The 24990-nt window shown below is 48.7% G+C and carries 22 protein-coding genes and 1 pseudogene; 13 read left to right on the top strand and 10 right to left on the bottom strand.

Annotated features, from left to right (window positions below; translation table 11 throughout):
• Window positions 1-174: 174 nt before the first annotated feature.
• Window positions 175-786, top strand: a pseudogene (locus tag AC0KUT_RS00725) (HipA family kinase); the annotation flags it as partial.
• A complete protein-coding gene (locus AC0KUT_RS00720; protein WP_488832712.1) occupies window positions 783-1592 on the top strand; it encodes a DUF3037 domain-containing protein in 810 nt (269 codons plus the stop codon). The pseudogene AC0KUT_RS00725 and the gene AC0KUT_RS00720, both read left to right, overlap by 4 nt.
• 157 nt (window positions 1593-1749) lie before the next feature.
• On the opposite strand, the gene AC0KUT_RS00715 is transcribed toward AC0KUT_RS00720, so the two are convergent.
• Window positions 1750-2451 carry an anti-sigma factor gene (locus tag AC0KUT_RS00715; protein ID WP_488832710.1) on the bottom strand — a complete coding sequence of 234 codons (702 nt, stop codon included), beginning with the start codon at window positions 2449-2451 and terminating at the stop codon, window positions 1750-1752.
• A complete protein-coding gene (locus AC0KUT_RS00710; protein ID WP_488832709.1) occupies window positions 2448-2987 on the bottom strand; it encodes a sigma-70 family RNA polymerase sigma factor in 540 nt (179 codons plus the stop codon). The genes AC0KUT_RS00715 and AC0KUT_RS00710 overlap by 4 nt, the downstream gene beginning before the upstream one ends.
• A gap of 531 nt (window positions 2988-3518) precedes the next feature.
• On the opposite strand from AC0KUT_RS00710, the gene AC0KUT_RS00705 reads away from it, so the two are divergent.
• Both AC0KUT_RS00705 and AC0KUT_RS00700 read left to right on the top strand, forming a co-directional pair.
• Window positions 3519-3719, top strand: coding sequence for a CsbD family protein (locus AC0KUT_RS00705; RefSeq protein ID WP_488832708.1), 201 nt, complete (start codon window positions 3519-3521; stop codon window positions 3717-3719).
• A 73-nt stretch (window positions 3720-3792) separates the two neighbouring features.
• Window positions 3793-3972, top strand: a complete 180-nt coding sequence (locus AC0KUT_RS00700) for a hypothetical protein (protein WP_488832707.1) — start codon at window positions 3793-3795, stop codon at window positions 3970-3972.
• Between the two features lie 43 nt (window positions 3973-4015).
• Here the strand turns inward: AC0KUT_RS00700 and AC0KUT_RS00695 are convergent, their stop codons facing one another.
• From AC0KUT_RS00695 to AC0KUT_RS00680, 4 genes are all read right to left on the bottom strand, one after another.
• Window positions 4016-4609, bottom strand: coding sequence for a YggT family protein (locus AC0KUT_RS00695; protein WP_488832705.1), 594 nt, complete (start codon window positions 4607-4609; stop codon window positions 4016-4018).
• Window positions 4610-4671: 62 nt separating this feature from the next.
• Window positions 4672-5496: a pyrroline-5-carboxylate reductase gene (gene proC, locus AC0KUT_RS00690; RefSeq protein WP_488832702.1), complete on the bottom strand. Its 825-nt coding sequence runs from the start codon at window positions 5494-5496 to the stop codon at window positions 4672-4674.
• 8 nt (window positions 5497-5504) lie between these two features.
• The gene (locus AC0KUT_RS00685) at window positions 5505-5867 is read right to left on the bottom strand and encodes a hypothetical protein (RefSeq protein WP_488832701.1); all 363 of its coding nucleotides are present in this window, start codon (window positions 5865-5867) and stop codon (window positions 5505-5507) included.
• A complete protein-coding gene (locus tag AC0KUT_RS00680; protein WP_488832699.1) occupies window positions 5867-6553 on the bottom strand; it encodes a YggS family pyridoxal phosphate-dependent enzyme in 687 nt (228 codons plus the stop codon). The genes AC0KUT_RS00685 and AC0KUT_RS00680 overlap by 1 nt, the downstream gene beginning before the upstream one ends.
• A 143-nt stretch (window positions 6554-6696) precedes the next feature.
• Between AC0KUT_RS00680 and AC0KUT_RS00675 the strand changes: the two genes are divergently transcribed.
• The 3 genes from AC0KUT_RS00675 (at window position 6697) to AC0KUT_RS00665 (ending at window position 9797) form a co-directional block, all read left to right on the top strand.
• Entirely contained in the window at window positions 6697-7731 is a 1035-nt protein-coding gene (locus tag AC0KUT_RS00675) for a type IV pilus twitching motility protein PilT (protein WP_488832697.1), read from the top strand.
• 74 nt (window positions 7732-7805) lie between these two features.
• Window positions 7806-8951, top strand: coding sequence for a PilT/PilU family type 4a pilus ATPase (locus AC0KUT_RS00670; RefSeq protein ID WP_488832695.1), 1146 nt, complete (start codon window positions 7806-7808; stop codon window positions 8949-8951).
• A 195-nt stretch (window positions 8952-9146) separates the two neighbouring features.
• On the top strand, window positions 9147-9797 hold the full coding sequence (locus tag AC0KUT_RS00665; protein ID WP_488832693.1) for a class I SAM-dependent methyltransferase: 651 nt from the start codon (window positions 9147-9149) through the stop codon (window positions 9795-9797).
• Between the two features lie 71 nt (window positions 9798-9868).
• Here AC0KUT_RS00665 and ruvX read toward each other — a convergent pair whose 3' ends face one another.
• The 4 genes from ruvX to gshB form a co-directional block, all read right to left on the bottom strand.
• A complete protein-coding gene (ruvX, locus tag AC0KUT_RS00660) occupies window positions 9869-10300 on the bottom strand; it encodes a Holliday junction resolvase RuvX (RefSeq protein WP_488832691.1) in 432 nt (143 codons plus the stop codon).
• A gap of 86 nt (window positions 10301-10386) precedes the next feature.
• Entirely contained in the window at window positions 10387-10983 is a 597-nt protein-coding gene (locus AC0KUT_RS00655) for a YqgE/AlgH family protein (protein ID WP_488832690.1), read from the bottom strand.
• A 61-nt stretch (window positions 10984-11044) separates the two neighbouring features.
• Complete coding sequence (locus AC0KUT_RS00650) at window positions 11045-11965, bottom strand: TonB family protein (RefSeq protein WP_488832688.1); 921 nt, start codon at window positions 11963-11965, stop codon at window positions 11045-11047.
• Between the two features lie 6 nt (window positions 11966-11971).
• Window positions 11972-12940 carry a glutathione synthase gene (gene gshB, locus AC0KUT_RS00645; protein WP_488832686.1) on the bottom strand — a complete coding sequence of 323 codons (969 nt, stop codon included), beginning with the start codon at window positions 12938-12940 and terminating at the stop codon, window positions 11972-11974.
• A 317-nt stretch (window positions 12941-13257) separates the two neighbouring features.
• On the opposite strand from gshB, the gene pilG reads away from it, so the two are divergent.
• The 6 genes from pilG to AC0KUT_RS00615 all read left to right on the top strand — a co-directional run bounded on the left by pilG (window position 13258) and on the right by AC0KUT_RS00615 (window position 24986).
• Window positions 13258-13653 (top strand): twitching motility response regulator PilG, encoded by a 396-nt coding sequence (pilG, locus tag AC0KUT_RS00640; RefSeq protein ID WP_394984849.1) that lies wholly within the window; start codon window positions 13258-13260, stop codon window positions 13651-13653.
• 88 nt (window positions 13654-13741) lie between these two features.
• A complete protein-coding gene (gene pilH / locus AC0KUT_RS00635; RefSeq protein WP_488832684.1) occupies window positions 13742-14104 on the top strand; it encodes a twitching motility response regulator PilH in 363 nt (120 codons plus the stop codon).
• A gap of 135 nt (window positions 14105-14239) precedes the next feature.
• Complete coding sequence (locus AC0KUT_RS00630; RefSeq protein WP_488832682.1) at window positions 14240-14785, top strand: chemotaxis protein CheW; 546 nt, start codon at window positions 14240-14242, stop codon at window positions 14783-14785.
• A 107-nt stretch (window positions 14786-14892) separates the two neighbouring features.
• On the top strand, window positions 14893-17049 hold the full coding sequence (locus tag AC0KUT_RS00625; RefSeq protein WP_488832680.1) for a methyl-accepting chemotaxis protein: 2157 nt from the start codon (window positions 14893-14895) through the stop codon (window positions 17047-17049).
• A gap of 47 nt (window positions 17050-17096) precedes the next feature.
• Window positions 17097-17960: a CheR family methyltransferase gene (locus AC0KUT_RS00620; protein ID WP_488832679.1), complete on the top strand. Its 864-nt coding sequence runs from the start codon at window positions 17097-17099 to the stop codon at window positions 17958-17960.
• Window positions 17961-17975: 15 nt separating this feature from the next.
• Window positions 17976-24986, top strand: coding sequence for a hybrid sensor histidine kinase/response regulator (locus AC0KUT_RS00615; protein ID WP_488832677.1), 7011 nt, complete (start codon window positions 17976-17978; stop codon window positions 24984-24986).
• Window positions 24987-24990 lie beyond the last annotated feature (4 nt).

Below are 24990 nucleotides of genomic sequence, written 5' to 3'. Positions count from 1 at the left end.
CCAATAGGATAGAACCGTAAAATATGAATTTGAATAAACTAAGGACGCTGAATGCCCCAATACGCACCCATTCAGATCATTGAAATCACTAAGCAAGCACTTCAAGGGCGCTGAGAACCCTATCTATGCCAAGGTGAAGATGGACTAAATTATTATGTCAAAGGTCGCCAGTCGAGCCTATCTACTCGTCTCAACGAGTGGGTCTGTGCCCATTTGGGCCGAGCATTTGGGCTTCCAATTCCCGAATTTCGCTTAGCAGAGATATCACCTGAACTGCTGAGCGTAACCACAGCAAATCTGCGATCTATTGGTACAGGGATGGGGTTTGCCTCCCAAGAAGTGCCATTGGCCTGCTGGTTTGAGGTGGCAAACAAACCCAAAGTCGACGAAGAATTGCAACAAAAGTTACTGGTGTTTGACTGGTGGATACGTAACGATGACCGCAATGCTGGCAATCCCAGCTTACTTTGGGATAGTGCGAATCAAAGGGTAGCGGTTATTGACCACAACCTTGCATTTGCTTCAGACTTCGATCCCCTTAACTTTAAAGCTATACATATTTTTGGCCACCATTGGGATACTATTTCATCTGACTTGGTTACCCGCTCTTCCTACCAACAACAATTGGAAGCAGCACTCCCAGCATTAGATCAGGCATTAGCCTCAATGCCGGATGAATGGCATTGGATGGACTTAGAGCAGACTAGACCATCTACAATAGATATTAACCAACTGAGAAATCAGTTATTACGTTGCCAAACCGACGACTTTTGGAGGGCAGAATGAAAAAGTATGCATGTCGCTATGCCCTGATCCAACTCTTGCCTTATAACGAGACCGGCGAGTTTGCCAATATCGGGGTACTTTTGATATGCCCGCAAACAGGCCACTGGATCTACAAGCTCGAGACACATAAATACAAGCGCTATACGGATTTTTTCGAAGGACTTGAGCATCATGTCTACCGCGAAGCAGTAATGACAATTGACGCAGAATTGAAGCGCCTTGAAAAGTTGGCAACTGCGACCACAGCAGATCAATTGCTAAACACCTTTAACTTTACGATACATCCTCGAGAAGCAATTATTCGCTTCAGCGAGCCAAGAGGCCGTTTAACTGACAATCCAGAGCAAGAATTAGTCAACTTGTTTGGCCACTACGTTGAGTTTGGATTTCTGCGCAATGAAAGCCCAGAACAAAAACTGGTTAGACGAATTCAAGATTTGGTTAAAAGCTTTGAATTAAATACACCCTTCAAAGAAGATCACATCGGCAATCCCAATGTTGTGTCTGTCCAACTACCATTGGTTCAAACTATCGATGCACAACCAATAAAAGCCATTAAACCTCTGTACTTGGGCCAAATGAAAATTAATGACATTTACAGTCACAGCGAACAATGGATCGGCAAGCTCAATCGACTTAGGAATAAAGTAGGTTGGAAGGGACAATTATTAATTACTATCGATGGTCTTTCAGAGAAACTTGAAATAAGAAAGGTTCAAGAAGAAATCATCACTGAGCTTTCTAAACTTGCCGCAGTAGAAAATGCAAATGCCAAAGACAAAGTTAAAGATTTTTGTCTTCATTAACGCTGTAGATCTTGGCTATCCATAAGCGGAGGAACACAAAGCCGAGTTAAGCGCGCAAAGCTCACTCTTTATACTAAGCCTAGCAACTCGTACTGACAATAATGAAGCCCGCACTTGAACAGACTCAGTGCGGGCTTCTTTGTTTGAAACCAGCGCGTTAAATAGTAACTAACTCAGCGGTGTACAGCACCGTGGTTGGCTGCCCATTAGGCGAACCGCCGAGCGGTTCTAAACTCACCGCGAGCGCTGCGACCTGCAGCTGATCAAACAACACATTGCGCGGCAAAACTAACTTGCCAGATTTAGGTAGCAACCCAAGTGAGATAGGCGCGCGACCATCGGCGGCGACCATCCAGAGTTCATAGTCTTGATTCGCTAAGGGCTTAAAGCGATCGGTGGCGCTGACCGTTAATTCCTGCGCACCCAGCTCTATTACCCATAGCGCTTGGGCCTTTTCGCTTTGGACTACGGCGATTTGGGTTGCGCTGGGCATAGGCTGCGGCTGCAAAGTCATCAATAGGACGGCAAACAAAATGGCGGCAGCGCTGGCAAAACCAGCAAACCACTGCAGCGCGCGCGGTTTGGCTTGCGGCAAACGCACTACATTTGACGCTGCGGTTTCAGCCTGATGAAATCCCAAGCGCGTTTGAATTTTCTCCCAAACTTCAGGCGCGGGGCTGCGCTCGGGCAAGGCGCCACCCAATTCATTTAAGCGCCCTTCCCAGCGCCACAGAGTTTCGCGCATGCTGCGATGCTGCATCAGCAAGCGCTGGTAGCGAATCCGCGCTGGCCCCTGCAGGGTGCCCAACACATATTCCGAGGAGAGCGCATTTTGGCGTGCTTCGGTTAAATAATTCATGATTCAAGGCACCTCTTTAAACGTTCAAGACCCCGGCGAATCCAGGTTTTGACGGTTCCCAAGGGAATCGCCATGGCATCGCAGACTTCAAAATGGGTGAGACCGCGAAAATAGGCCATGTGAATGGCGTTGCGCTGCTGGTCTTCCAAACGATCCATACAGCGATCTATTTGCACCCTGTCGCGCTCTTCGTAAAGTTCGATTTCCGGCGTGCGCTCATCGGCCACCTCTTCCACTTCGGCATCGCTCTCGCGCCGACTCTTGGCCGCGCGCAGCATATCCAGCGCGCGGTAACGCACTATGCTGGTCATCCAAGTAAGCACCGTGCCCTTCTCCTCCTGGTATTCACCGGCGTTGTGCCAAATGCGCACATAGGCCTCCTGCACCGCATCCTCTGCCCAATCGCGCCGGCGCAGCATTTGTAAACTCACCGCGTACAACTTGCCGGAAGTCTGCTGATATAGCCGCGTAAAAGCCTGTCGGTCGCCCTGCGCCGTGGCGCTAAGCAGAGGTAAATAGTCCAAATTGATGTCCATAGCTGTTTCTCATTGTTATTAACGCAATATGTCGTGCGACAGCCCGTCGCCTTCCCGGCGGAAAAAGGGCTGTTGATAGCTATACGCGCCAAGGCACGGTTTGGATTCAGACATTTGAGCTTAGGGGAGATTTACCGAACAGTCGGACAAAATCTTTAAAAATGCAGACTGCATGAGATTGAACGCGCGCGCGACACAAATGAGTAAGCCGTCTACTACACCTTCAGGGATTGATACCAGAAAACTTTTTTCGACGTTTTAAAATGACCGCATAGATAAAAATAAGTTGAAAAAATGACTACTTTGTAATTTTTTCAACAATTTTCATGTTTATAAATTTAATAAATTCCTTTAAATACAAGGAGATAAATATTGGCATCAAGCTTGCAAATTTCAAATTAACCACGGACATGCAATCAGCGTTAATTGATCAAGTGCAGACTTATATTGATAGCAATGATTGTGGTAACAAGCGATAGGATATTCGCATTCATAAACACATTTTTTCTGCTAACAATTGAGGTACTTTTTATGAACAGTGACATTTTTGAAGGCAAGTGGAAGCAACTAAAAGGCTCTATTCAAAAAAAATGGGGCGATCTCACTGACGACGATTTAGATCGTATTAATGGTAGTAGCGAGCGCTTTGCGGGTGTACTGCAAGAACGCTACGGAAAAACAAAAGATGAAGCAAAAAAAGAAGTCGATGCTTATTTAGATTCACTTCACTAAGTTTTGCCAATTCGCTAAGGAATAGCCATCACTCAAGGATGAGTGTCAACCATAAACGACTGAGGGATTAACCATGAGCCCCGCTACATCAAAATCTAAAAAACAACATTTCATCAAAAACATTAAACGTAATGGCCATTTTGATGATGATGTTTTCCACCATGAACATTTAAGCCGCCCCAAGGAGAAAAAAGGAAAACGCCGTTTTAAACTCCAGTGTGAAGTCGATGACTATTTGTTATCAATTCATTGAGGCAAAAGCACAGCAATCCCTGCTGCAATATGGTGCTTCTGGGCTACCAATAGCCGAGCACCAGCTGTGGACTAACTTGCAGAAAAATTGCCAACTTAATGATTAGCATGTCTGCCACTTTCAAGCCTAAAAAAATAAAAATTGGGGACAGGTCCAACACACCCCCAATCGGCGGAATCAATTTACGCAGGGGCGCGCTGAGGGGATTAATGATTTGATTCGCTAGAGTCAAGATTGGGTTACTGCTGAAGGGCGCAACAAAGCTGCCGATAATACTGATGATTAAACTCCAAAAGAAGATATTGGACACCATCGTTAGGGCGCCAACAAAACCCCAGGCCAACACCAGCAGCGGGTTGACCATCACCGCCATAACGCCATGCACCAGCGCCAATAGATAAGTGGCCGCGACTTGCACCAACAGAATCAGCACCACTGAGGCGAAATCAATTCCACCAGCGCTGGGAATTATTTTTCGCAGGGGCTTAAGCAGCGGCATGGTGGCTTTTACTATGCCTTGGGAAATAGGGTTGTAAAAATCTGCGCGCACCACCTGCAATAAAAAACGCAGTATGACGACCACGAGAAACAAGGCGCCGAGGGTGTAAATGATCATATGTAAAATGTCTGACAACATGAATGCTCCAATAGATTGTAAAAAGCCTTAGCCACTCGCTCGCGCAAAAGCCTAGCTTAAAATTATTTACCCAATATTTCCGACAATTCTACCGCGCGGTTTGCACAGGCGGTCATGGCTCGCGCATAGACAGCGCGAATATCATCCGCTTCAAACGAGGCTATAGCCTGCTCGGTGGTGCCCTTTGGCGATGTCACGCGGCGGCGCAGCTCTGCCACATCACACTCGCTGTTTTTGGCGAGCATGGCGGCACCGAGCGCAGTTTGCAAGGTAAGTTCGGTCGCACTCGCGCGGCTCAAGCCCAACTGTTCGCCCGCCTCGATCATCGCCTCCATCATTAAAAAGAAGTAGGCAGGGCCAGAACCAGAGACTGCGGTGACAGCATTGAGCTGCGTTTCATGCTCCAGCCATTCCACTATTCCCACCGCAGCGAGAATAGTGTTCGCCGCAGTGTGTTGCGCACTGCTGACATGAGCATTGGCAAATAGGCCGCTGGCACCTTGGCGCAACTGGGACGGTGTATTAGGCATAACGCGCACTATGGCCTGCTCTGCCCCTAACCAACTGCCAATGCTGGCGGTGGTAATACCCGCCGCAACTGAGATGAGCAGTGGCTTATGGGCAAGTGCATCTTTTAATCCCAGCGCGACTTCTTTCAGCATTTGCGGTTTAACCGCTAACACCACCACATCCGCCGCGGCCGCCGCAGCCGCGTTATCCGTGCTTACGGCTATGCCATATTCCGCTGCGACTGCAGCGAGTGTCTCCATACGCGGCCCGCTCGCGCTTATGTCTTCGGGGCGAAAGCCTTGGGCTATAAGTCCGCCAATAATGGCCTTAGCCATATTGCCAGCGCCAATAAAGGCGATTTTTGGTGACGTCAGCATATTAATTCCTAAATAATCACTTCTGTGTTGTCCGATAAGTAAATTTGAGCTGACTCATAACTGTCACTGCTATCAAATATAAAAAATGAAAAACCACCGTCTAGACCAATTTCAAGAACCTGAGCAGTTTTTACAACGGCAAAGATTACGTCTTTATTGTATATTTTTTGAAATCCCAAACTCGACCAAAGAGTCTCCTGAGTCCAATTAGCAATCAAAACACCGTTATGATAAATATCAACTTCACTTTGAACGCATATGCAACTGCCACCTCCAAACTGAATCTGTACGTCGCCTATTCCAAAGCAAAGTTGCGCAATATAATCGCCAACTAATACGTTCAAACTGATATCTAAAGGAAATCCGTACATTACCGTCTCGCACCAAATATATCACTGCCCACCCGCACCATGGTGGCACCTTCGGCGATAGCCGCTTCCAAATCGCCGGACATGCCCATAGAGAGGCAATCCAGCTCAATGCCCTCGGCCTGCAACTGCTCGGCGGCAGCGCGCACCTGCGCAAAGGCACGGCGCTGCTGGGCTGAGTCCTGAGTAGCCGCGGGAATAGCCATAAGCCCGCGTAGGTTTAAGCGCGGCATTTGTTGGATCGCTTGGGCTAAAACAGGTAAGTCCTGCAGATTAACACCAGACTTGGTGTCTTCTTCGTCTATATTCAACTGTATGCACACTTGCAACCTTGGCAGCTGCGCTGGACGCTGGTCGTTAAGGCGTTGAGCGATTTTAGCTCTATCGATACTGTGAACCCAGTCAAAATTTTCAGCAATAGCACGGGTTTTATTGGACTGTATAGGCCCGATAAAATGCCATTCAATATCGCTTAAATGACCAAGCTGTGCCTGCTTATCGAGTGCTTCTTGTAAATAGTTCTCGCCAAAGCGCCGCTGGCCGCTGGTATAGGCCGCTTGCAATGCAGCTGGCGCTTGTGTTTTGCTGACGGCAATAAGCTGCACGCTGCTCAAACTGCGGCCTGCAGCCTGAGTGGCTTGTGCGATACGCGCGGTGACTTTCGCTAGGTTGTCGTCTATCTTGTGCATTGTCTCATTCAAAAATCGGTTACTCTGCTTGATGTGCGCCAGCTTAGCCAGTCGCAGGTTAACGTGATCAAAGGTCCCCGTGCTGCGCACGCGGGAAACGATAAAAAGCAGCCTTGAATCTGCGCCCAATACAGGTAGCTCTAATGGATATTACCGAACTCCTCGCCTTCAGTGCTAAACAAGGCGCGTCTGACTTGCACCTTTCGGCGGGCCTACCGCCTATGATTCGTGTTGATGGCGATGTGCGCCGCATTAATTTGCCGCCCATGGAACACAAACAAGTGCATGGCCTCATCTACGACATTATGAATGACAGGCAGCGCAAGGACTACGAAGAATTTTTAGAAACCGACTTTTCATTTGAAGTACCCGGCGTAGCACGCTTCCGGGTTAACGCCTTTAACCAGAACCGCGGTGCTGGCGCCGTGTTTCGTACCATTCCCTCCAAGGTACTCACCATGGAAGAGCTGGGCATGGGCAACGTGTTTCGCGATATCTGCTCGGTACCGCGTGGATTGGTCTTGGTAACTGGGCCAACGGGTTCGGGTAAATCCACCACCCTTGCCGCCATGATTGACTACATCAACGACAACAAATACGAACACGTACTCACGATTGAAGACCCGATCGAATTCGTGCACGAATCGAAAAAATGCCTCATTAACCAGCGGGAAGTACATCGCGATACCCACGGCTTTAGTGAAGCGCTGCGCTCGGCACTGCGGGAAGACCCGGATATTATTCTCGTAGGCGAGATGCGTGACCTTGAAACAATCCGCCTAGCGCTCACTGCCGCGGAAACGGGCCACTTGGTATTCGGCACACTGCATACTACCTCTGCGGCTAAAACCATCGACCGGATTGTGGACGTATTCCCCGCCAATGAAAAATCTATGGTGCGCTCAATGCTATCAGAGTCACTGCAAGCGGTTGTATCGCAAACACTGATGAAGAAAAATGGCGGCGGCCGCGTAGCAGCACACGAAATTATGCGCGGCACCTCAGCAATTCGTAACCTAATCCGCGAAGATAAGGTCGCGCAGATGTACTCGGCCATTCAAACCGGTGCGTCACTGGGCATGCAAACAATTGATCAGTGCTTAGCCGATTTAGTAGCGCGTCGAATTATTAGCCGCGATTCAGCCAAAGCAAAAGCCAAGTTCCCCGAAAACTTCTAAGAAAACTTTATCGCGGCGAATCTTTTATAAGCTTCGCGCTTTTAACACACTTAATACTTGCTATAGGCCACTCCATGGAATTTGATCGCTTATTGTCTCTGATGGTTGAAAAAGGTGCATCTGACTTATTTATTACTGCCGGTGTCCCCCCCTCGATCAAAGTCCACGGAAAAGTCGTGCCGGTAACCGCAACCCCACTCGCGCCGGAAAAAGCGCGCGAGTTGGTGGTAAGCGTAATGAACGAAAAACAACGCGCTGAATTTCTCGAGAAAAAAGAACTTAACTTTGCGGTCAGTGCGCGCGGTATTGGCCGCTTTCGTGCCAGTGCTTTTTATCAGCGCAACCTCGCCGGCATGGTGATGCGCCGCATTGAAACAAAAATCCCATCTGTTGATGAACTAGCACTACCCCAAATCATTAAGGATTTGGCCATGACCAAGCGCGGCCTTATTATTTTTGTGGGCGCAACCGGCACCGGTAAATCTACCTCGCTCGCCGCTATGATCGGCCACCGCAATATCAACAGCAAAGGCCACATCATTTCGATTGAAGATCCCATCGAATTCATTCATCAACATCAGGGCTGTATTATTACTCAGCGCGAAGTCGGCATAGATACCGAATCTTTCGAAGTTGCACTTAAAAATACTCTGCGCCAAGCGCCAGACGTTATTCTCATTGGCGAGGTGCGCTCGCGCGAAACCATGGACCATGCCATCGCCTTTGCGGAAACGGGGCACTTGTGTTTGTGCACACTCCACGCCAACAACGCCAACCAAGCGCTCGACCGCATCATTCACTTCTTCCCCGCTGATCGTCACCGCCAATTATGGATGGATTTATCGCTCAATTTAAAAGCTATTGTCGCACAGCAACTAATTCCTACACCCGATGGCAATGGTCGTCGCGCTTGTTTAGAAATCATGATCAACACGCCGCTGGCACAAGATTTAATTCGCAAAGGCGAAGTGAGTGAACTCAAAGAATTGATGAAGCGCTCCACAGAACTCGGCATGCAAACCTTCGATCAGGCGCTCTATGTGCTCTATGATAATGGCGAGATCACCTACGAGGATGCACTGCTCCACGCGGATTCGCCCAATGACTTGCGATTGATGATCAAGCTAGCGTCAGAAAGCGATGCAGGCTATCTTTCAAGTGCAACTGATGGCCTGTCAATTCAAGGGGATGAACATACAAATCGCGGGAAGATGTATTAATCGATGCACCAACTATTGAGACAGCTAAAACATAAATATCAATTAACACGTCTAAAGTTAGAATTTGAAAAACGCATAGCCGAGAATAAAGAAGGCACATTGCGTTTTACGTGTAATATTTGTGGCGGTCATAATCTAGCCCCAAAAGCAGCCATAGCACGAGAGCTAAGCTCGTGTTATGCGTGTGGGTCGACCATGCGCTACCGTTCAATAATTAGTGCCTTAACGTTTGGTCTTTACCAAACTCAAGACGTACTACCTCGATTAAAAGTTGATAAAAGTAAGCGAGGGGTTGGAATAAGTGATGCGCCAACTTATGCGCTACCCTTGGCCCATACATTTGATTATCAAAATACCTTTTATCACAAAAAACCCTATCTCGATGTCACTATAAGCAATGAAGTCTACACAAACTCTCTTGATTTTATCGTCATTTCTGACGTACTAGAGCATGTCATTCAACCTATACAAAAAGCCTTCGACAACATCTATTCCATGCTCAAGCCCGGGGGTATTTGTGTGATCACCGTCCCCTGCACTAACGATGATGAAGAGTGCGAACATTATCCTAATTTGTATAAATTCAATATCATGACTAACAATGGAGTAAGTAATTTATACAACACCACCGAAAAGGGAGAGAAGGAAGAGTATAAAAATTTGATCTTTCATGGAGGGCAAGGGTTAACATTAGAAATGCGTATTTTTTCACTGAAGTCTTTGCAACAATATTTAATTAATGCAGGTTTTACGAGCATTGAAGTCTTAAATCAAGACTGCATAGAATTTGGCATTCTCTGGCAACAAGATCGCTCCACGCCCATCATTGCACGCAAAACAACTTAGCTTATTTTTTTATTAAATAAATCTTTCATTGATCTATACTTTTCTAAATAGTCTTTGCTAGGTCACATTTGCTAGATTATATTTTCCGCCCCTTTATTCTCCATCCAACCCTCTAAAATTAAACGCGCCGCGATAGAATCAACCGGATTGTTTTTATAGTCGCGCGAACCGCCGCGCTCCATCACTTCGCCTTTGGCCTCAAAACTGGTCAAGCGTTCATCTACCATTTCTACCTGAACGCCAAAACGACCATGAAGACGATTGGCAAATTTACGTGCCCGCGCACTCAACTCGCTTTCGCTGTCATCCATATTTAGTGGCAAGCCGACGAGCACAAGATCCGGTGCCCATTCTTTCAAAACCTTTTCAACCTGCACCCAATCGGGAATACCATCCTTCGCTTTTAGTGAAGGTAAAGTATTGGCAGAACGCGTAATCATTTGTCCACTGGCTACACCAATATTTTTGGTGCCATAGTCAAAGGCAAGGAGTGTTTTGATCATAAAAAAACATTCTAGTGAAGGAAATGCCGCTGAGAACGCAGCATGAAAGCGGATTAACGCTGACATAAAATATCAGCTAATAAGTGCTAGGCGTGGCCTGCCGTGCTGGAAATTAAATTCACATCAATACCCAACGCTTGAGCAGCAGCAGTCCAGCGCTCCTCTAGAGGGGTATCAAAAATAATGTGGCTATTAGCCGGAACCGTAAGCCAAGAGTTGGCTGCAATTTCCGCCTCTAATTGCCCCTCTCCCCAACCGGCATAACCGAGGGTAATGAGGCTTTGCTTAGGGCCTAGCCCCTCAGCCATGGCCGCAATAATATCGCGCGACGCCGTCAGGCTTATATCGGCAGATATTTCCAAGGTTGAATGCCACTTGCTTTCACTGCTGTGCAATACAAACCCGCGCTCTTGTTGCACCGGCCCGCCGGCCATAACAACTTGATCACCCAGGGTAGAATGATCGTCTAAATCCATTTGTTGGAAAATTTCGCGCAACAGCATAGGCGTAGCATTATTAATAACCACTCCCATAGCGCCCTTATCACTGTGCTCGCAGATATAGGTGACGGTGTGGGCAAACGATGAATCATTTAAACCCGGCATAGCAATCAAAAAATGATCGCAGAGGCTGCCAGGGCTCAGTTCATCATAACGGGTGGTGACAGATATTTTTTCATTCATGTTTTGAGTATGAGGCTTAAGCGGCGTAAAACAAGCAGCGAATTAAAAAATTCTAAGCAAGTTAATCTGCTGAGGTGGTAATAGACGTATTTTTGCCCGTAATTTCAAATTTCCATGTACGGATAATCTGTAAGCGATCGGCGTGCTGGCGTATTTCGGGCGGAAAGCTCGCATAAGGCGCGGCCAAACGCACAATTTGCCGCGCAGCATCATCGAGCAAGCGCTGACCGGATGATTGCAGAACTTTGATTTCAAAAATCGTGCCATCAGGGTTGATCACCACCGATAGCCTTAAATTTCCGACGATACGCCGACTCATGGCCTCCTTGGGATAATTGCGTGTTCCTACTTGCTCAACTTTAGAACTCCAATCACTGAGATATTTCGCATCAAATGACGCTTGGGTAGAGACTGAGGTCAAGGTGCGGATTCGCGGTCGCTTGGCATATTCCTGCCGCTGCTTATCGAGCTTAGCTTGTAGGCTCGCAATCTCCGCCGAGAGGAGTGTTTCACTCTGCTCCTGGCCTTCTATTTTCTCCCGCGCATCGAAGGGGTCGGGATTAAGCTTGATCTGTACTTGGTTGTCGCTCTGAGCGCGAGTCGTCAACAAATTTAACTCTTGCTGCTGCAGTTCCCGCGCGGCTTGCTGCTGCGGTAAGGGATTCACATCCCTTACCTGCGTATCTGCAAACTCGGCCTGTTTTTCCGTGGTGAGTTGCTTGGCCTCATCGATAGTGCCGCTCGCTTCTTGATTATGTTGCGCTAGAAAGTCGGCTTGCTCCGGCGCGCGTGCAGCCTTGTGCGTCGCCAGAGTGACTTCAATCGTTTGCGAGGTATTGCTATGGGAGGGCAATTTGAAATTGATACCCAAAATCACCATCGCATGCAGTGCAATGGCAACAAAGAGGGTAAAGCTCAACCGATCACCGGTATCTACCGGTGCAATGACGATGTCTTCTTGGTGTATGACGGCTTGATTCATCGCAGATTAAACTGATCCGGCAGCGTGGGCCGCTAATTTACGCTCTATAGCATCCATTAGCCGTGATCCAATTCCGGTGTTGTAAGCTTTGTCCAGCTCGCGCGCGCAGGTGGGGCTGGTGACATTAATTTCGGTCAAAAAATCACCTATAACATCCAAACCCACAAACATTAAACCCTTAGCTTTTAAGGTAGGTGCGACCTGCGCCACGATCCAATAGTCTCGATCCGTAAGCGGCTGTGCCACACCTCTGCCCCCTGCCGCCAAATTGCCGCGCGTTTCACCCTGTGCGGGGATGCGTGCTAGACAATAGGGAATAGGCTCACCATCGACAACCAAAATACGTTTGTCACCATTGGTGATTTCAGGAATATAGCGCTGCGCCATGATGAGCTGACCACCGAACTCAGTCAGTGTCTCTAAAATCACGCCCACATTGGGATCATCGTGACGACAGCGAAAGATCCGGCTACCGCCCATGCCATCCAAGGGCTTAAAAATAACATCGCCATGACCGGCGTGAAACTCGCGCAAGCGTTGCATATCGCGGCTGACCAATACCGGTGGACAACACTGGGGAAACTGGGTTGCAAAGATTTTTTCGTTGCAGTCGCGCAGGCTGCGTGGATCATTCACAACCAGAGCACCTTGACGCTGCGCAGCCTCCAAAATATAGGTGCTGTAGATATATTCATTATCAAACGGCGGGTCTTTGCGCATGAGAATAACGTCTAGATCAGCGAGCTTTTTATCTTCGCGCAAACCCAATTCATACCAACTTTCAGCATTGTCAGCCACAAACAAGGTGCGCACATTGGCGCGCGCCTCATCTTGCAAAAGGTATAAATCTCCCTGCTCCATATAGTACAAATCCCAACCGCGATCTTGCGCAGCCAGTAGCAGTGCTAGGGTGGTATCTTTGTAATATTTGATGTCCGCAATAGGGTCCATCACAACGCCGATAGATAATGCCATAGGAAAAGTCACAGCCTAGAATTCAAAGAAAGTTGCCGAGCTCGGCAAGGCAGACTAAAGTTAATGGCTCAAGTACATTAAAGCAAGGACCACAGCGACCGCTTCAGTTGTTTTATAGTGCGCTCAAATCTGATGGATTACTCATATATTCAACTAGTTATGGCGAAAGCTTAAAAACTATGTTAAAAGTTTAGCCAGTAAAAGATGGTGTTTTTGCGCATGTGGGCAGCCATCATTTAGACATACACCCGGGACGCTGTACCCAGTCTCACGCGTATATCTGGCAACTAGGGCAATAACAAAGGCAAGGTCAGAGTATGGAAGTAACTTATGAAAGCCTAAAGGTGATGGTCATCGATGACAGTAAGACCATCCGTCGCACGGCTGAAACACTGCTAAAAAAGGCAGGATGTATGGTAATTACTGCTACCGATGGCTTCGATGCCTTGGCAAAAATTGCTGACACCCGTCCCGATATTATTTTTGTGGATATTATGATGCCGCGTCTCGACGGCTATCAAACCTGCGCACTGATTAAAAACAACAGTGAATTTAAAAGCACGCCGGTCATAATGTTATCCAGTAAAGATGGGCTTTTCGACAAGGCTAAGGGGCGCATTGTAGGCTCCGACCAATATCTCACCAAACCATTCAGTAAAAGTGAACTATTGGGCGCTATAGAAGCTCATGTGAAGCATCTTAAAGCGTCTTAGCATTCGAAATACCCCCCAAAGGACTGCTAATCATATTTGTAGATACATCTATTTGGTGTAAATATCATTTTTGCTTTTTGGAGTACATATGGCCAGAGTTTTGATTATTGACGATTCACCCACCGAAACCTACAAGCTCACCACCATGCTTGAAAAAAATGGCCATGTCGTTTTTACGGCTGACAACGGTGAAGCAGGTGTAGCTATGGCACAACAAGAGCTGCCTGACTTAGTATTGATGGATGTTGTTATGCCTGGCCTCAATGGTTTTCAGGCAACACGTCAACTATCTAAATTGCCAGAAACCGCTCATATACCCGTAATTATTGTGACCACGAAGGATCAACAAACCGATCGCGTTTGGGGTATGCGTCAAGGTGCTCGAGCCTATTTAGCTAAGCCCATCACTCAGGATGTGCTCATGTCTGCTATGGCAGAAGTTTTAAACTAAAGTTCTGGTCAGCGCAGCGCGCAACACAGGCCACAACAAATAATAACGAGTACCTACATCCAGTTAGCCCTCAACGATTCGGCAATGATCATAAAACCCGGCGTGTTGAAGGTCACCGACAGTTATGGAAGTGTTATGTCAGAACCACAGGCCGCATTTCAGGCTCTTCTCTCCCTGGCACAACGTAGTCGTGCCGCTGCGCACGGCTTGCCTGCACAAGCTGATATTCGCCCACTGTGGAGCGGCATTGGCTTTTCGCTGATGGGGAGCTATTTTGTTGCACCCATTGGCGAAGTATCGGAGATGCTGGAAGTTCCTAACCATACTCATTTACCCGGGGTACAACCTTGGGTAAAAGGTGTCGCCAATGTCCGTGGACGCCTGCTCCCACTCTTTGATTTGGCGATGTTCTTTGGTGAGCGTCTCGTCGGCTCGCGCAAACACCGGCGCGTATTGATCCTTGAAACCGAAACGCTCTACACCGGCCTCATTGTCGATCAAGTTTTTGGCATGCAACATTTCCCCATGGATGAGTACACCGCCAAAGCTGGAACAGCTGTGGCATCCACAATTTTACCTTTTGTTACTGGGAGCTATCCGCAGGGTAATGAGCACTGGACACTATTTCGACCAGCCTTGTTAGCGGACGACCCACGCTTTACCAATGCAGCAAAATCCTAAAAAATGCTTTACACCTAGAAATACCATTAATGCTCGCTGTGTCTTCTGCCACAGAAGCGCAACGGACAAAAAAGAAATAAAACCAAAATTTGGTTAGGAGTGCGTAGATGAAAACTAATTCAAAAATAGCGACACTTAAAGCAAGCCCTGGGCTCAGTATTGCCTATGTCTTGCTGATTTTGTCTTTAGCCGCCGTATTTTTCAGCCTTTATGTAATCAATAAAGATGCTGCGAATGACCAGCGCTACTTGCAAAATGTCGGTGACCTGCGCGCTCAAGCTTATCGCTTGACCTCACTTTCGCGCGATGCCACCTCGGGCAATGAGCAGGCATTTGCTGACTTAACCGGTGTAGTTAAGAGCATGAGCGCAACCTGGGACATGCTCCGCGCCAGTGATGAAAGCACTCGTGCAGCACTGAACACCGAGTTTGATGCTTTTAGTGCAATTTGGAAGCGCGTGCAAAACAACGCTCAAGCAATTGCAACTAACAAGGACACCATTGTATCGCTCAACAACGTCGGGAAAACGCTGAACGACAACCTGCCAAGCTTGCAAACCGAGCACAATAATATTGTCGATATTTTATTAGAATCAAATGCACCTGCAGATCAAGCAACTCAAGCTCAGCTACTGACATGGCGCGCGGAGCGTATCGGACGTAACGTGGACAAGATGCTACGTGGCGATGCGGATGCCAGCGATGCAGCAGAACAATTTAACCGCGATGCAATTTTCTACTCGCGTGTACTCGCAGCCATGAAAGACGGCGATGTAGGCTTGCGTATTACCCGTGTATCTGACCCCCAAGCGCGCGCCAGCTTAAGCCAAATTACCCAATTATTTGATGGTGTTAATAAATCAATTCAAGAGATGTATGAAGGTTCAACAACACTAACCCGCGCTCGTCAGGCGAGTGACGCACTGCTGAATGACAGCCCACAGTTATTACAAGCTCTGGCTACAATTACCGATAAAATCGCCACTCAAGGTGAAAGCCGCCCCATTAACAATAAGATTACTGTGTTGTTTGCAGCCATCTTCGTTATCGCACTTTTCTACATAGGCTTCACCATGTACCGCAACGCCCGTAAACGTGCGGACGAAACTACCGACACCAACGAGCGTAACCAAACCGCGATTTTGCGTCTCCTCGACGAACTCGCCGACCTTGCAGACGGTGACTTGACCACTACCGCAACCGTAACCGAAGACTTTACCGGTGCGATCGCTGACTCGATTAACTTCACCATTGACCAGCTGCGTATTCTGGTAGCGCGAATCAACGAAACGGCAGTAAACGTATCTGCCGCAGCGCAGGAAACCCAGCAAACAGCATTGCATCTCGCTGAAGCATCTGAACATCAGGCGCAAGAAATTGCCGGTGCATCGGCGGCAGTAAATGAAATGGCGGTCACCATTGACCAAGTATCTGCCAACGCCGCCGAATCAGCAGCGGTAGCAGAGCGAGCGGTATCTATCGCGGGTAACGGCGCCAAAGTGGTACAGAACACTATCCACGGGATGGATACCATTCGCGAACAGATTCAAGATACTTCTAAGCGTATTAAACGCCTCGGCGAATCGTCACAAGAGATTGGTGATATCGTAAGTTTGATTAACGACATTGCTGACCAAACCAACATTCTCGCACTTAACGCGGCAATTCAGGCATCTATGGCCGGTGACGCAGGCCGAGGCTTTGCGGTGGTAGCGGATGAGGTACAGCGCCTTGCGGAACGTTCCGCTGCAGCAACCAAGCAGATTGAGGCGCTGGTTAAAACGATTCAGAACGATACCAACGAAGCGGTAATTTCGATGGAACAAACCACCTCTGAAGTGGTGCGCGGTGCACGCCTCGCACAAGATGCGGGTGTGGCACTGGAAGAAATTGAAAACGTATCGAGCAGCTTGGCGGAATTGATCCAGAACATTTCGAATGCTGCACGTCAGCAAGCTTCATCGGCCGGTCACATCTCCAATACGATGAATGTAATTCAAGAAATTACCACCCAAACGTCTGCTGGTACTTCAGCGACCGCACAATCGATTGGTAACCTCGCCGAAATGGCCTTGGATCTACGTAACTCGGTTGCAGGCTTCAAACTGCCAGAAGAAGACATGTCCGAAGGCCGTGCCAATGCGGCGAAAAAAGCCATGTCGACGACACCTGTTATGGAATTTGACGGCAGCGAAGAGATCATTGATCTTGACGATGAACTACTGCCAGACGATGACATGTATGCAGAAACCGCCAAAGCGTAATGAAGTAATGAGCGCTTGGGTACTATCTGGGCACTTCAGGTAACGATATGGCTTGGTCGCTGCAAACACTGCCCACACTCTCCGCCGACGAGTTTCTCCAATGGGGGAAACTGGTGGAAGAACGCACGGGCTTGCAATTGGTATTCCAACAGAAAGCGTGGTTGGAGTCCCAAATGTCAGGTCGTATGCGCGATCACGGTTTCGAGACTTACCAAGACTATTACAACTTTATTTCTGTAGATGATTTAGAAGCAAAGCTGGAATGGTCGCGCCTGGTAGATCGTATCGCCGTTAAAGAAACGAGCTTTTTTCGTCATCGCGAATCTATAGAAGCCGTGCGCCGCTATCTTCAGCAAAAGATCAATAACCAGTCTTTGCACGATAGCTTTAATGTTTGGAGCCTCGGTTGCGCTACCGGTGAAGAGCCATACTCTCTCGCAATGGTTGTAAACGATTGCTTCGAATTGGCCGCACTCAATCCCTACTATGGGATTACGGCCATGGATATCAGTGCCAGTGCCTTGGCAACCGGTCGCAAAGGACGCTATAGCAAACGCAAAGTCGAGCAGGTCAAAGCAGAAGAGGCAAAACGCTATCTACAGCAACATCCTGATGGTAGCTATGAAGTTGCCTCCAAGCTGCGCGATCGTGTTTGTTTTACCCAAGCCAATATCATTAACGCCAAACTCTTACCCCAGGTCAACGTTGATGTTATTTACTGCCAAAACCTGTTGGTTTATTTCCGTCGCTGGCTGCGCCGCGATCTATTAAATGCATTGGTCGAACGCCTCAAACCTGGCGGTTTGTTAATCGTAGGTTTGGGCGAAGTTGCAGATTGGGATCATCCCGAAATGCAGCGCACTTCAGATGATGAAGTGCAAGCCTATGTGCGTAATGCGCAAGAATCATAATGAGGAATGCTCTGCATGGCAGATAATCGTAATTTTGCCGCTTTAGATTGGTTGATCCGCGAAATTGGTGAGACCCTCAAAGAAGCGCGCCAAGCGCTCGAAAGCTATGTTGAAAACCCACAAGACACAGCGCGCATTCGCTTTTGCCTAACGCATATCCATCAAGTACACGGCAGCCTGCAGATGGTGGAGTTTTATGGCGCCGCCATGCTTGCCAATGAAATGGAATTGCTGACCCAAGCGATGATTGCGGGCACCATTAAAAACAAAGGCGAAGCTCAAGAAGTATTAATGCGCTCGATCTTGCAATTTCCACTCTATTTGGAGCAGGTAAAAGCAACGCGCAAAGACAACCCCTTGGTAGTGCTGCCACTGCTTAATGATTTACGTACCGTGCGCGGCGAAAGCCTCCTCACCGACACCAAACTGTTTGTTCCCAACTTAACCCCGGCCAAAAAAGTCCATGGCGCGCGTCTGGCAGTCACCCAAGACAATGTGCAGTTTCAGGCAATGGTGCTTAAGCTGCGCCAGATGTACCAATATGCAGCCTCGGGTTTTATTCGCGGTGTTAATCCCGAAGAAAACCTCGCGTATCTACAAAAAGCCTTTAGTCGTCTGCAAAAAATTACTCACGGCACGGCCCGCTTTGCGCTCTGGGATATCAGTTTAGCGCTGCTCGAAGCCCTCGAAATTGACGCCCTCGAAATTAGCGTGGCGGTTAAAAATTTACTGCGTCAACTCGATAAAGAAATCAAAGTTCTCGCCGTACATGGCACCAAGGCCCTTAACAGTTTTACCAATGATGAACTCATCAAAAACCTGCTCTACTATGTCGCGCGCGCAGGTAAGCACGCTCCAGGTTTCTCCTCTACCTCACACCTACAGCGCATCTACGACCTCTATCAATTAGAGGCCGCCTTACTTGAAGGTAAGGAAAACAGCGAACAGAGTCAAAACATGCTCTCCGCACCTGATGCTGATGCCATGCGCTCGGTCGTCAGTGCGTTAAAAGATGAATTAAATTTAGTTAAATCAGCGCTAGATGTCTGCCTTGCAGGCGGCGATGCGCAAGTCGCGCTAGGCGATGCGGTGCCCATTATCAAACGTGTTGCCGATACCATGGCAGTATTAGGTTTGGGCGATATGCGCAAACGGGTATTGGAGCAAGGTGCCGCATTAGAACTCGTGGTGGCGGCTAATAGCCAACTCTCCGATGAGCAATTTTTAAGTATTGCCAGCGAACTTATCGCACTCGAAAATTCACTCGATAGCCTCACTGAAAACCAATCTGGCTCAGCAAATGGCACTAAAGGCGAAGGGGACATCACGCTTAGTCGCGCTAAGGAATCGGTTCTACGCGAATCGCGTAACGGCTTAGAACACGCCAAAGACGCAATTATTGAATACATCGCCTCCCAGTGGAATCGTCAGCATCTACAGTCTGTTCCTGCTACCTTGCGCGAAATTCGCGGTGGCTTAGAAATTATTCCACTGCCTCGCCCTGCGCGTATTCTCGGCGCTTGCGCACGCTACATTGAAGAGCAACTCTTAACCCAAGATGCAACGCCTCAGTGGTCAACACTAGACACCTTGGCCGATGCCATTACCAGTGTTGAATACTTCTTGGAGCGCTTAAGCAGCGATGGTCGTAAAGAGGAAGATGAGCTACTGCTCACCGTCGCTGAAGAGAGTGTGGCAACACTCGGCTATGGCGTTGCTAAAACACCGCGCGCCACTCAAGATTTATCAATTGCCGATCTAGACGCACCCACAACTTCGTGGGAAACAGAATCAGCCGCAGCCAATTCAGAAGCAGCGAATAGCGATCAAGACACGGATGATGACTCTGCCGACCAATTAAGCGCTGCCTATGAAAACGCACGGATAAACGAGCAGACGGAAGATTCAAGCACGCAAGAACTTGAATCCATCTACGCTAGCCACAACCAAGACAGAGCGGCAAATGATTCAGAAGCCCTTGAAGCGCCAGCAGGCAATGATGAATTACTCGGCGCCTCTATAGACCTAAGCGAAGTAGACATAGCTGAACATAAAGTTGAGCCAGCAGTTGAAGCCTTTATCGAAGCTGCAGAACCAGTAGAAGCGGATTCGGCACACCTTGATGCTTCAACAGTTGAGTCGGAAGCAGAAGCAGAAGTATCAAGCCCAGCACCCTTCATCACCACTATTCAACGCGACAATGAAGACATAGATGATGAAATCATCGAAATTTTCATCGAAGAAGCCACCGAAGTCACTGAGACAATCGGCGAATACTTCCCACGTTGGGCACAAGATTTTGACGATAAAGAAGCGCTTAGCGAATTCCGCCGCGCCTTCCATACCCTCAAAGGCAGTGGCCGCATGGTCGGCGCCAATGACATTGGTGAACTAGCCTGGTCGATTGAAAATATGCTTAACCGCATAATCGATCGCACTATAGATGCTCACGCAGTACACGCTGCCATTATCGATAAAGTACGTCAGCTCTTTCCAGACATGATCGAAGCCTTCCGTTTGGATCAACCAAACCCCCATGCACAACTGGCAGAAAGCTATCGCGCGCAAGCCATATCCCTAGCACAAGGCCAAGTACCGGCAGAGCTTTTGGCAGAGCTGGGGCTCGCAGATGATGCAGCTGAAACAGCAGTTGAAATTGATGCGAACGATGATAGCGACCTTGACACACCTATCGCAGCAGACGCAGATACGACAGATGCCGAGCTCACCAGCGAGGATAATCACGCCGAACAAGCGCCAACAGAATTAGCAGAAGCGCTGCATTCAATCCCCGCTAACGACGACAATGATTATTTTGCGGAAGCCGTCACTTCGCTAGAAGAAGATACGGATGCAGCAGATGACGATGAATCAATCATCGAACTCTTGGACACAGCCGACGCTCACGATGATCTTGAACTCGACAGCCCTATAGAGTTAACCGAAGCAGAACCTATAGCGTCCGATGAACTGCTTGAGGTACCAAGTTCAGCCTACAACCTCACCGACACCTATGTCTCTGAAGACGTAACGGCCGATGAAGCAGAGCAGTTAACCCAAGCTTTCAGCAATTACATATCCGACGAAGACGAAGAAAGTGATGATCCCGATGCGCAGTTGCGCGATATTTTCCGCGCCGAAGCCCTAACTCACTTACAAACTCTGGCTTATTTTATTGCCCACATGGAGGCAGAAGCCCCGCTGTATCAAACACCCAGCGAAGGTGTGCAACGCGCACTCCATACGCTAAAGGGCAGCGCCCATATGGCGGAGATACATCAAGTCGCTGAGATGGCAACACCGCTCGAACGCTTTGTTAAGGAGTTACGCTCATATCACGTCAATATCAACGACGATATACTCCAACTTTTACGTGATACCGTCACCTATACCAAAATTGCCTTGGATCAAATCAAAGCCAATGAAACTATAGACATACCGCGTATTCAGCAGTTTATTGCGCGTGTTAACGAGCTGCGTGAGCTTCACGTAGAACCGCTCATTATCCAGCAAGAACTAGCCGAAGACGGTTTACGCACCGCTGTTGATCCTGAATTGCTCGCCATTTTTATGGCAGAGGAAATGAATCTACTGCTCGATGCCGATGTCATCATCGACCAATGGCAAATTGAGCCCGCCAATACAGCAGTACTGGTTCCGGTAATGGAGGAACTGCGCAAGCTCACCCAGGCCGCAGCTCATGCCTATCTCCCGCCTATGGCAGAATTGGGTGAGAAGATTCACGCCGTTTATGAAGCCATTATTGCGCAGCAGCTAAGCTACAAGCCCGAGTTGTGTACATTTTTAAAACATGCACATCTCGCACTCTTGGACATGGTGGATGGCATAGCCGCTGGGCAGAATTTGCAAAATATACCCGATGCCATTAACGACGAACTCAATGAATTACTCAGCAATGAAGTTCTAACACTCACGGCACTGACACTGGATCAACTCCAATCAATGCCTGAAGCTGAAATTGAAGTTGAAGTTGAAGCCGACGTTGAAGCCGACGTTGAAGCCGACGTTGAAGCCGACGTTGAAGCCGACGTTGAAGCCGACGTTGAAGCCGACGTTGAAGCCGACGTTGAAGCCGACGTTGAAGCCGACGTTGAAGCCGAAGTTGAAGCCGAAGTTGAAGCCGAAGTTGAAGCCGAAGTTGAAGCCGAAGTTGAAGCCGAAGTTGAAGCCGAAGTTGAAGCCGAAGTTGAAGCCGAAGTTGAAGCCGAAGTTGAAGCCGAAGTTGAAGCCGACGTTGAAGCCGAAGTTGAAGCCGACGTTGAAGCCGAAGTTGAAGCCGAAGTTGAAGCCGAAGTTGAAGCCGAAGTTGAAGCCGAAGTTGAAGCCGAAGTTGAAGCCGAAGTTGAAGCCGAAGTTGAAGCCGAAGTTGAAGCCGAAGTTGAAGCCGAAGTTGAAGCCGACAGTCAGTTTTCCGCACCGCTACCTGTCGCGCAAGTAGTTGAAGCTGAAATTGATGAAGATTATGACCCTGAAATTGTCGAAATCTTTATTGAAGAAGCGCATGAGCTGCTCGAAGACTTAGACCGAGAGCTAAACATTTGGCAGGAAGATTGGAACAACAGCGACAGCGTCGAAGAACTTAAACGTCTTTTGCATACCTTCAAAGGTGGTGCACGCTTGGCTGGGCTCACCAGTCTGGGCGACATGTCACATGATTTAGAAACCCTGATCATTGATCTGGATGACACCAACGATCTTGACCAAAATTTCTTCGCGCGCCTGAATGTCTATCAAGATCAAATGCACGCAGGTGTTGAAGAAGCGCAAGCCATACTCAATGGCGCCCCAGTAACAACGAGTGCGCAAACCAAGCCAATTCCGACAGTGCAGGCAATTCCACCGCAAAGTGATAATTTTGTCAGTGTTGATGAAGCTATCTCGAGCAATCATTACGATACCAGCAACGATTCATCCACAGAAACAGCTGACTACGCTGAATTCAGCTTGCCGCAGGCGTTGGTTGATAATACCGCAGCAGCTGACAATCAAGAGCCGCTGCCTACGCGCGCGCCGAGTGATCGGCCCAATGTGCTTACTTTTGCACCCAAAGCCAGACCTGCTGCCGCCAAAAACAGCACGCCCATTCCCGGTACCGAATACGGTGGTGGCTTGCGTTCAGGCAATAGCGGCCCAGCCCAAGTACAGCATTTAGCGGCCCGCCGTACTGGCCCGCAAGAAGTCGTAAAAGTAAATGCTGAGCTGCTGGAAGAATTGGTTAACCTTGCCGGTGAAACCTCCATCAGCCGCAGCCGTATGGAACAACAGGTCAGCGACCTGGGTGGCGCCATTGGCGAGATGGATTCCACCATTCACCGTTTGCAAGAACAGCTGCGCCGTCTCGATATTGAAACGGAAGCGCAGGTGCTGTTCCGCCAAGAACAGATGGCTCAACACGAAGAATTCGACCCTCTGGAAATGGACCGCTATTCCCAGTTGCAGCAGTTATCCCGTTCGCTAATCGAATCCGCCTCGGATTTGATGGATTTAAAACTCACGCTTTCAGACAAAAACCGCGATACCGAAACCCTGTTGTTACAACAGTCGCGTATTAATACCGACTTGCAAGAAGGCTTAATGCGTTCGCGCATGGTGCCCTTCTCACGCTTAGTGCCACGCCTGCGCCGTATTGTGCGTCAAGCAGCTACCGAGCTAAACAAAGAAGTCGATTTTGAGTTGGACAATGTCGAAGGTGAATTAGACCGGACCGTACTGGAACGCATGGTCGCACCACTTGAGCACATGCTGCGTAACGCCGTCGACCACGGTATAGAAATGCCTGATGAGCGCATCGCCGCCGGCAAAGAAGCCAATGGTCGTATTACCCTGACTCTTGGCCGTGAAGGTGGCGATGTAATCCTGCGCCTGATTGATAATGGCCGCGGCATCAATTTGCAGCGCGTGCGCGAAAAAGCCATAGAACGCGGCTTGATAGCGGCCGACGCTCAAATCAGCGACCAGGACATCACCCAATTTATTCTTCATGCGGGCTTTAGTACCGCCGAAAAAGTCACGCAAATTTCTGGCCGCGGCGTAGGTATGGACGTAGTGCACTCCGAGATCAAACAGCTCGGCGGCGCTATGTTTATCGACTCCCGCTGGGGACACGGCACCGAGTTCACCATTCGCCTGCCCTTTACCGTATCGGTAAACCGCGCGCTAATGGTACAAATTGGCGACGATTTATACGCCATCCCGCTCAATTCGATTGAAGGTATTGTGCGCGTCAGCCCTTTTGAGTTAGAACACTATTATCAAGATGATCAAGCCCGCTTTGACTACGCTGGCGAGCAGTACCTCGTACACTATCTCGGCACCATGCTCGACAGTATGGCGCAGCCAAAACTCGATGGCCAAACCCTGCCGCTACCCGTGATTTTGGTGCGCAGCGCCGAAAACACGGTGGCGCTGCAGGTGGATCGCCTCTTAGGCTCACGCGAAATCGTGGTAAAAACCCTCGGCGCACAATTCAGTGCCGTGCGCGGTGTATCCGGTGCAACGGTTACCGGTGATGGTAGCGTGGTGGTCATTCTCGATCTGCACGCCATGATCCGCGAACAACTTGCGCTCGGTTTGCAAAACTCACTGCTGTTAGATCCACTCAATCCAAACCACGCCAAAGAAGAAGATATTTCTGAGAAGCTGGTAATGGTGGTCGATGATTCGGTAACCGTACGCAAGGTAACCACACGTTTCCTTGAGCGCGAAGGTTTCCGCGTAATGACCGCCAAAGACGGCGCTGAAGCGATGATTTTACTGCAGGATCACATTCCCGATGTCATGCTGTTGGATATCGAAATGCCGCGCATGGACGGCTTTGAAGTCGCCAAAAACATTCGCACCAGTTCGCGCCTCAATGCCATACCCATCATTATGATCACCTCGCGTACCGGTGAAAAACACCGCGAGCGCGCCTTCAGTCTCGGTGTGAATAAATACATGGGTAAACCTTATCAAGAGGATCTGCTGCTCGGTAATATCCGCGAGCTGCTCAAAGCAGTGAAGTAATACT

Source organism: Cellvibrio sp. 25HG11W-0, from assembly GCF_057815475.1.
The sequence above is the reverse complement of the archived record's forward strand: the minus strand, read 5'-3'. Positions and strand labels throughout refer to the sequence as shown.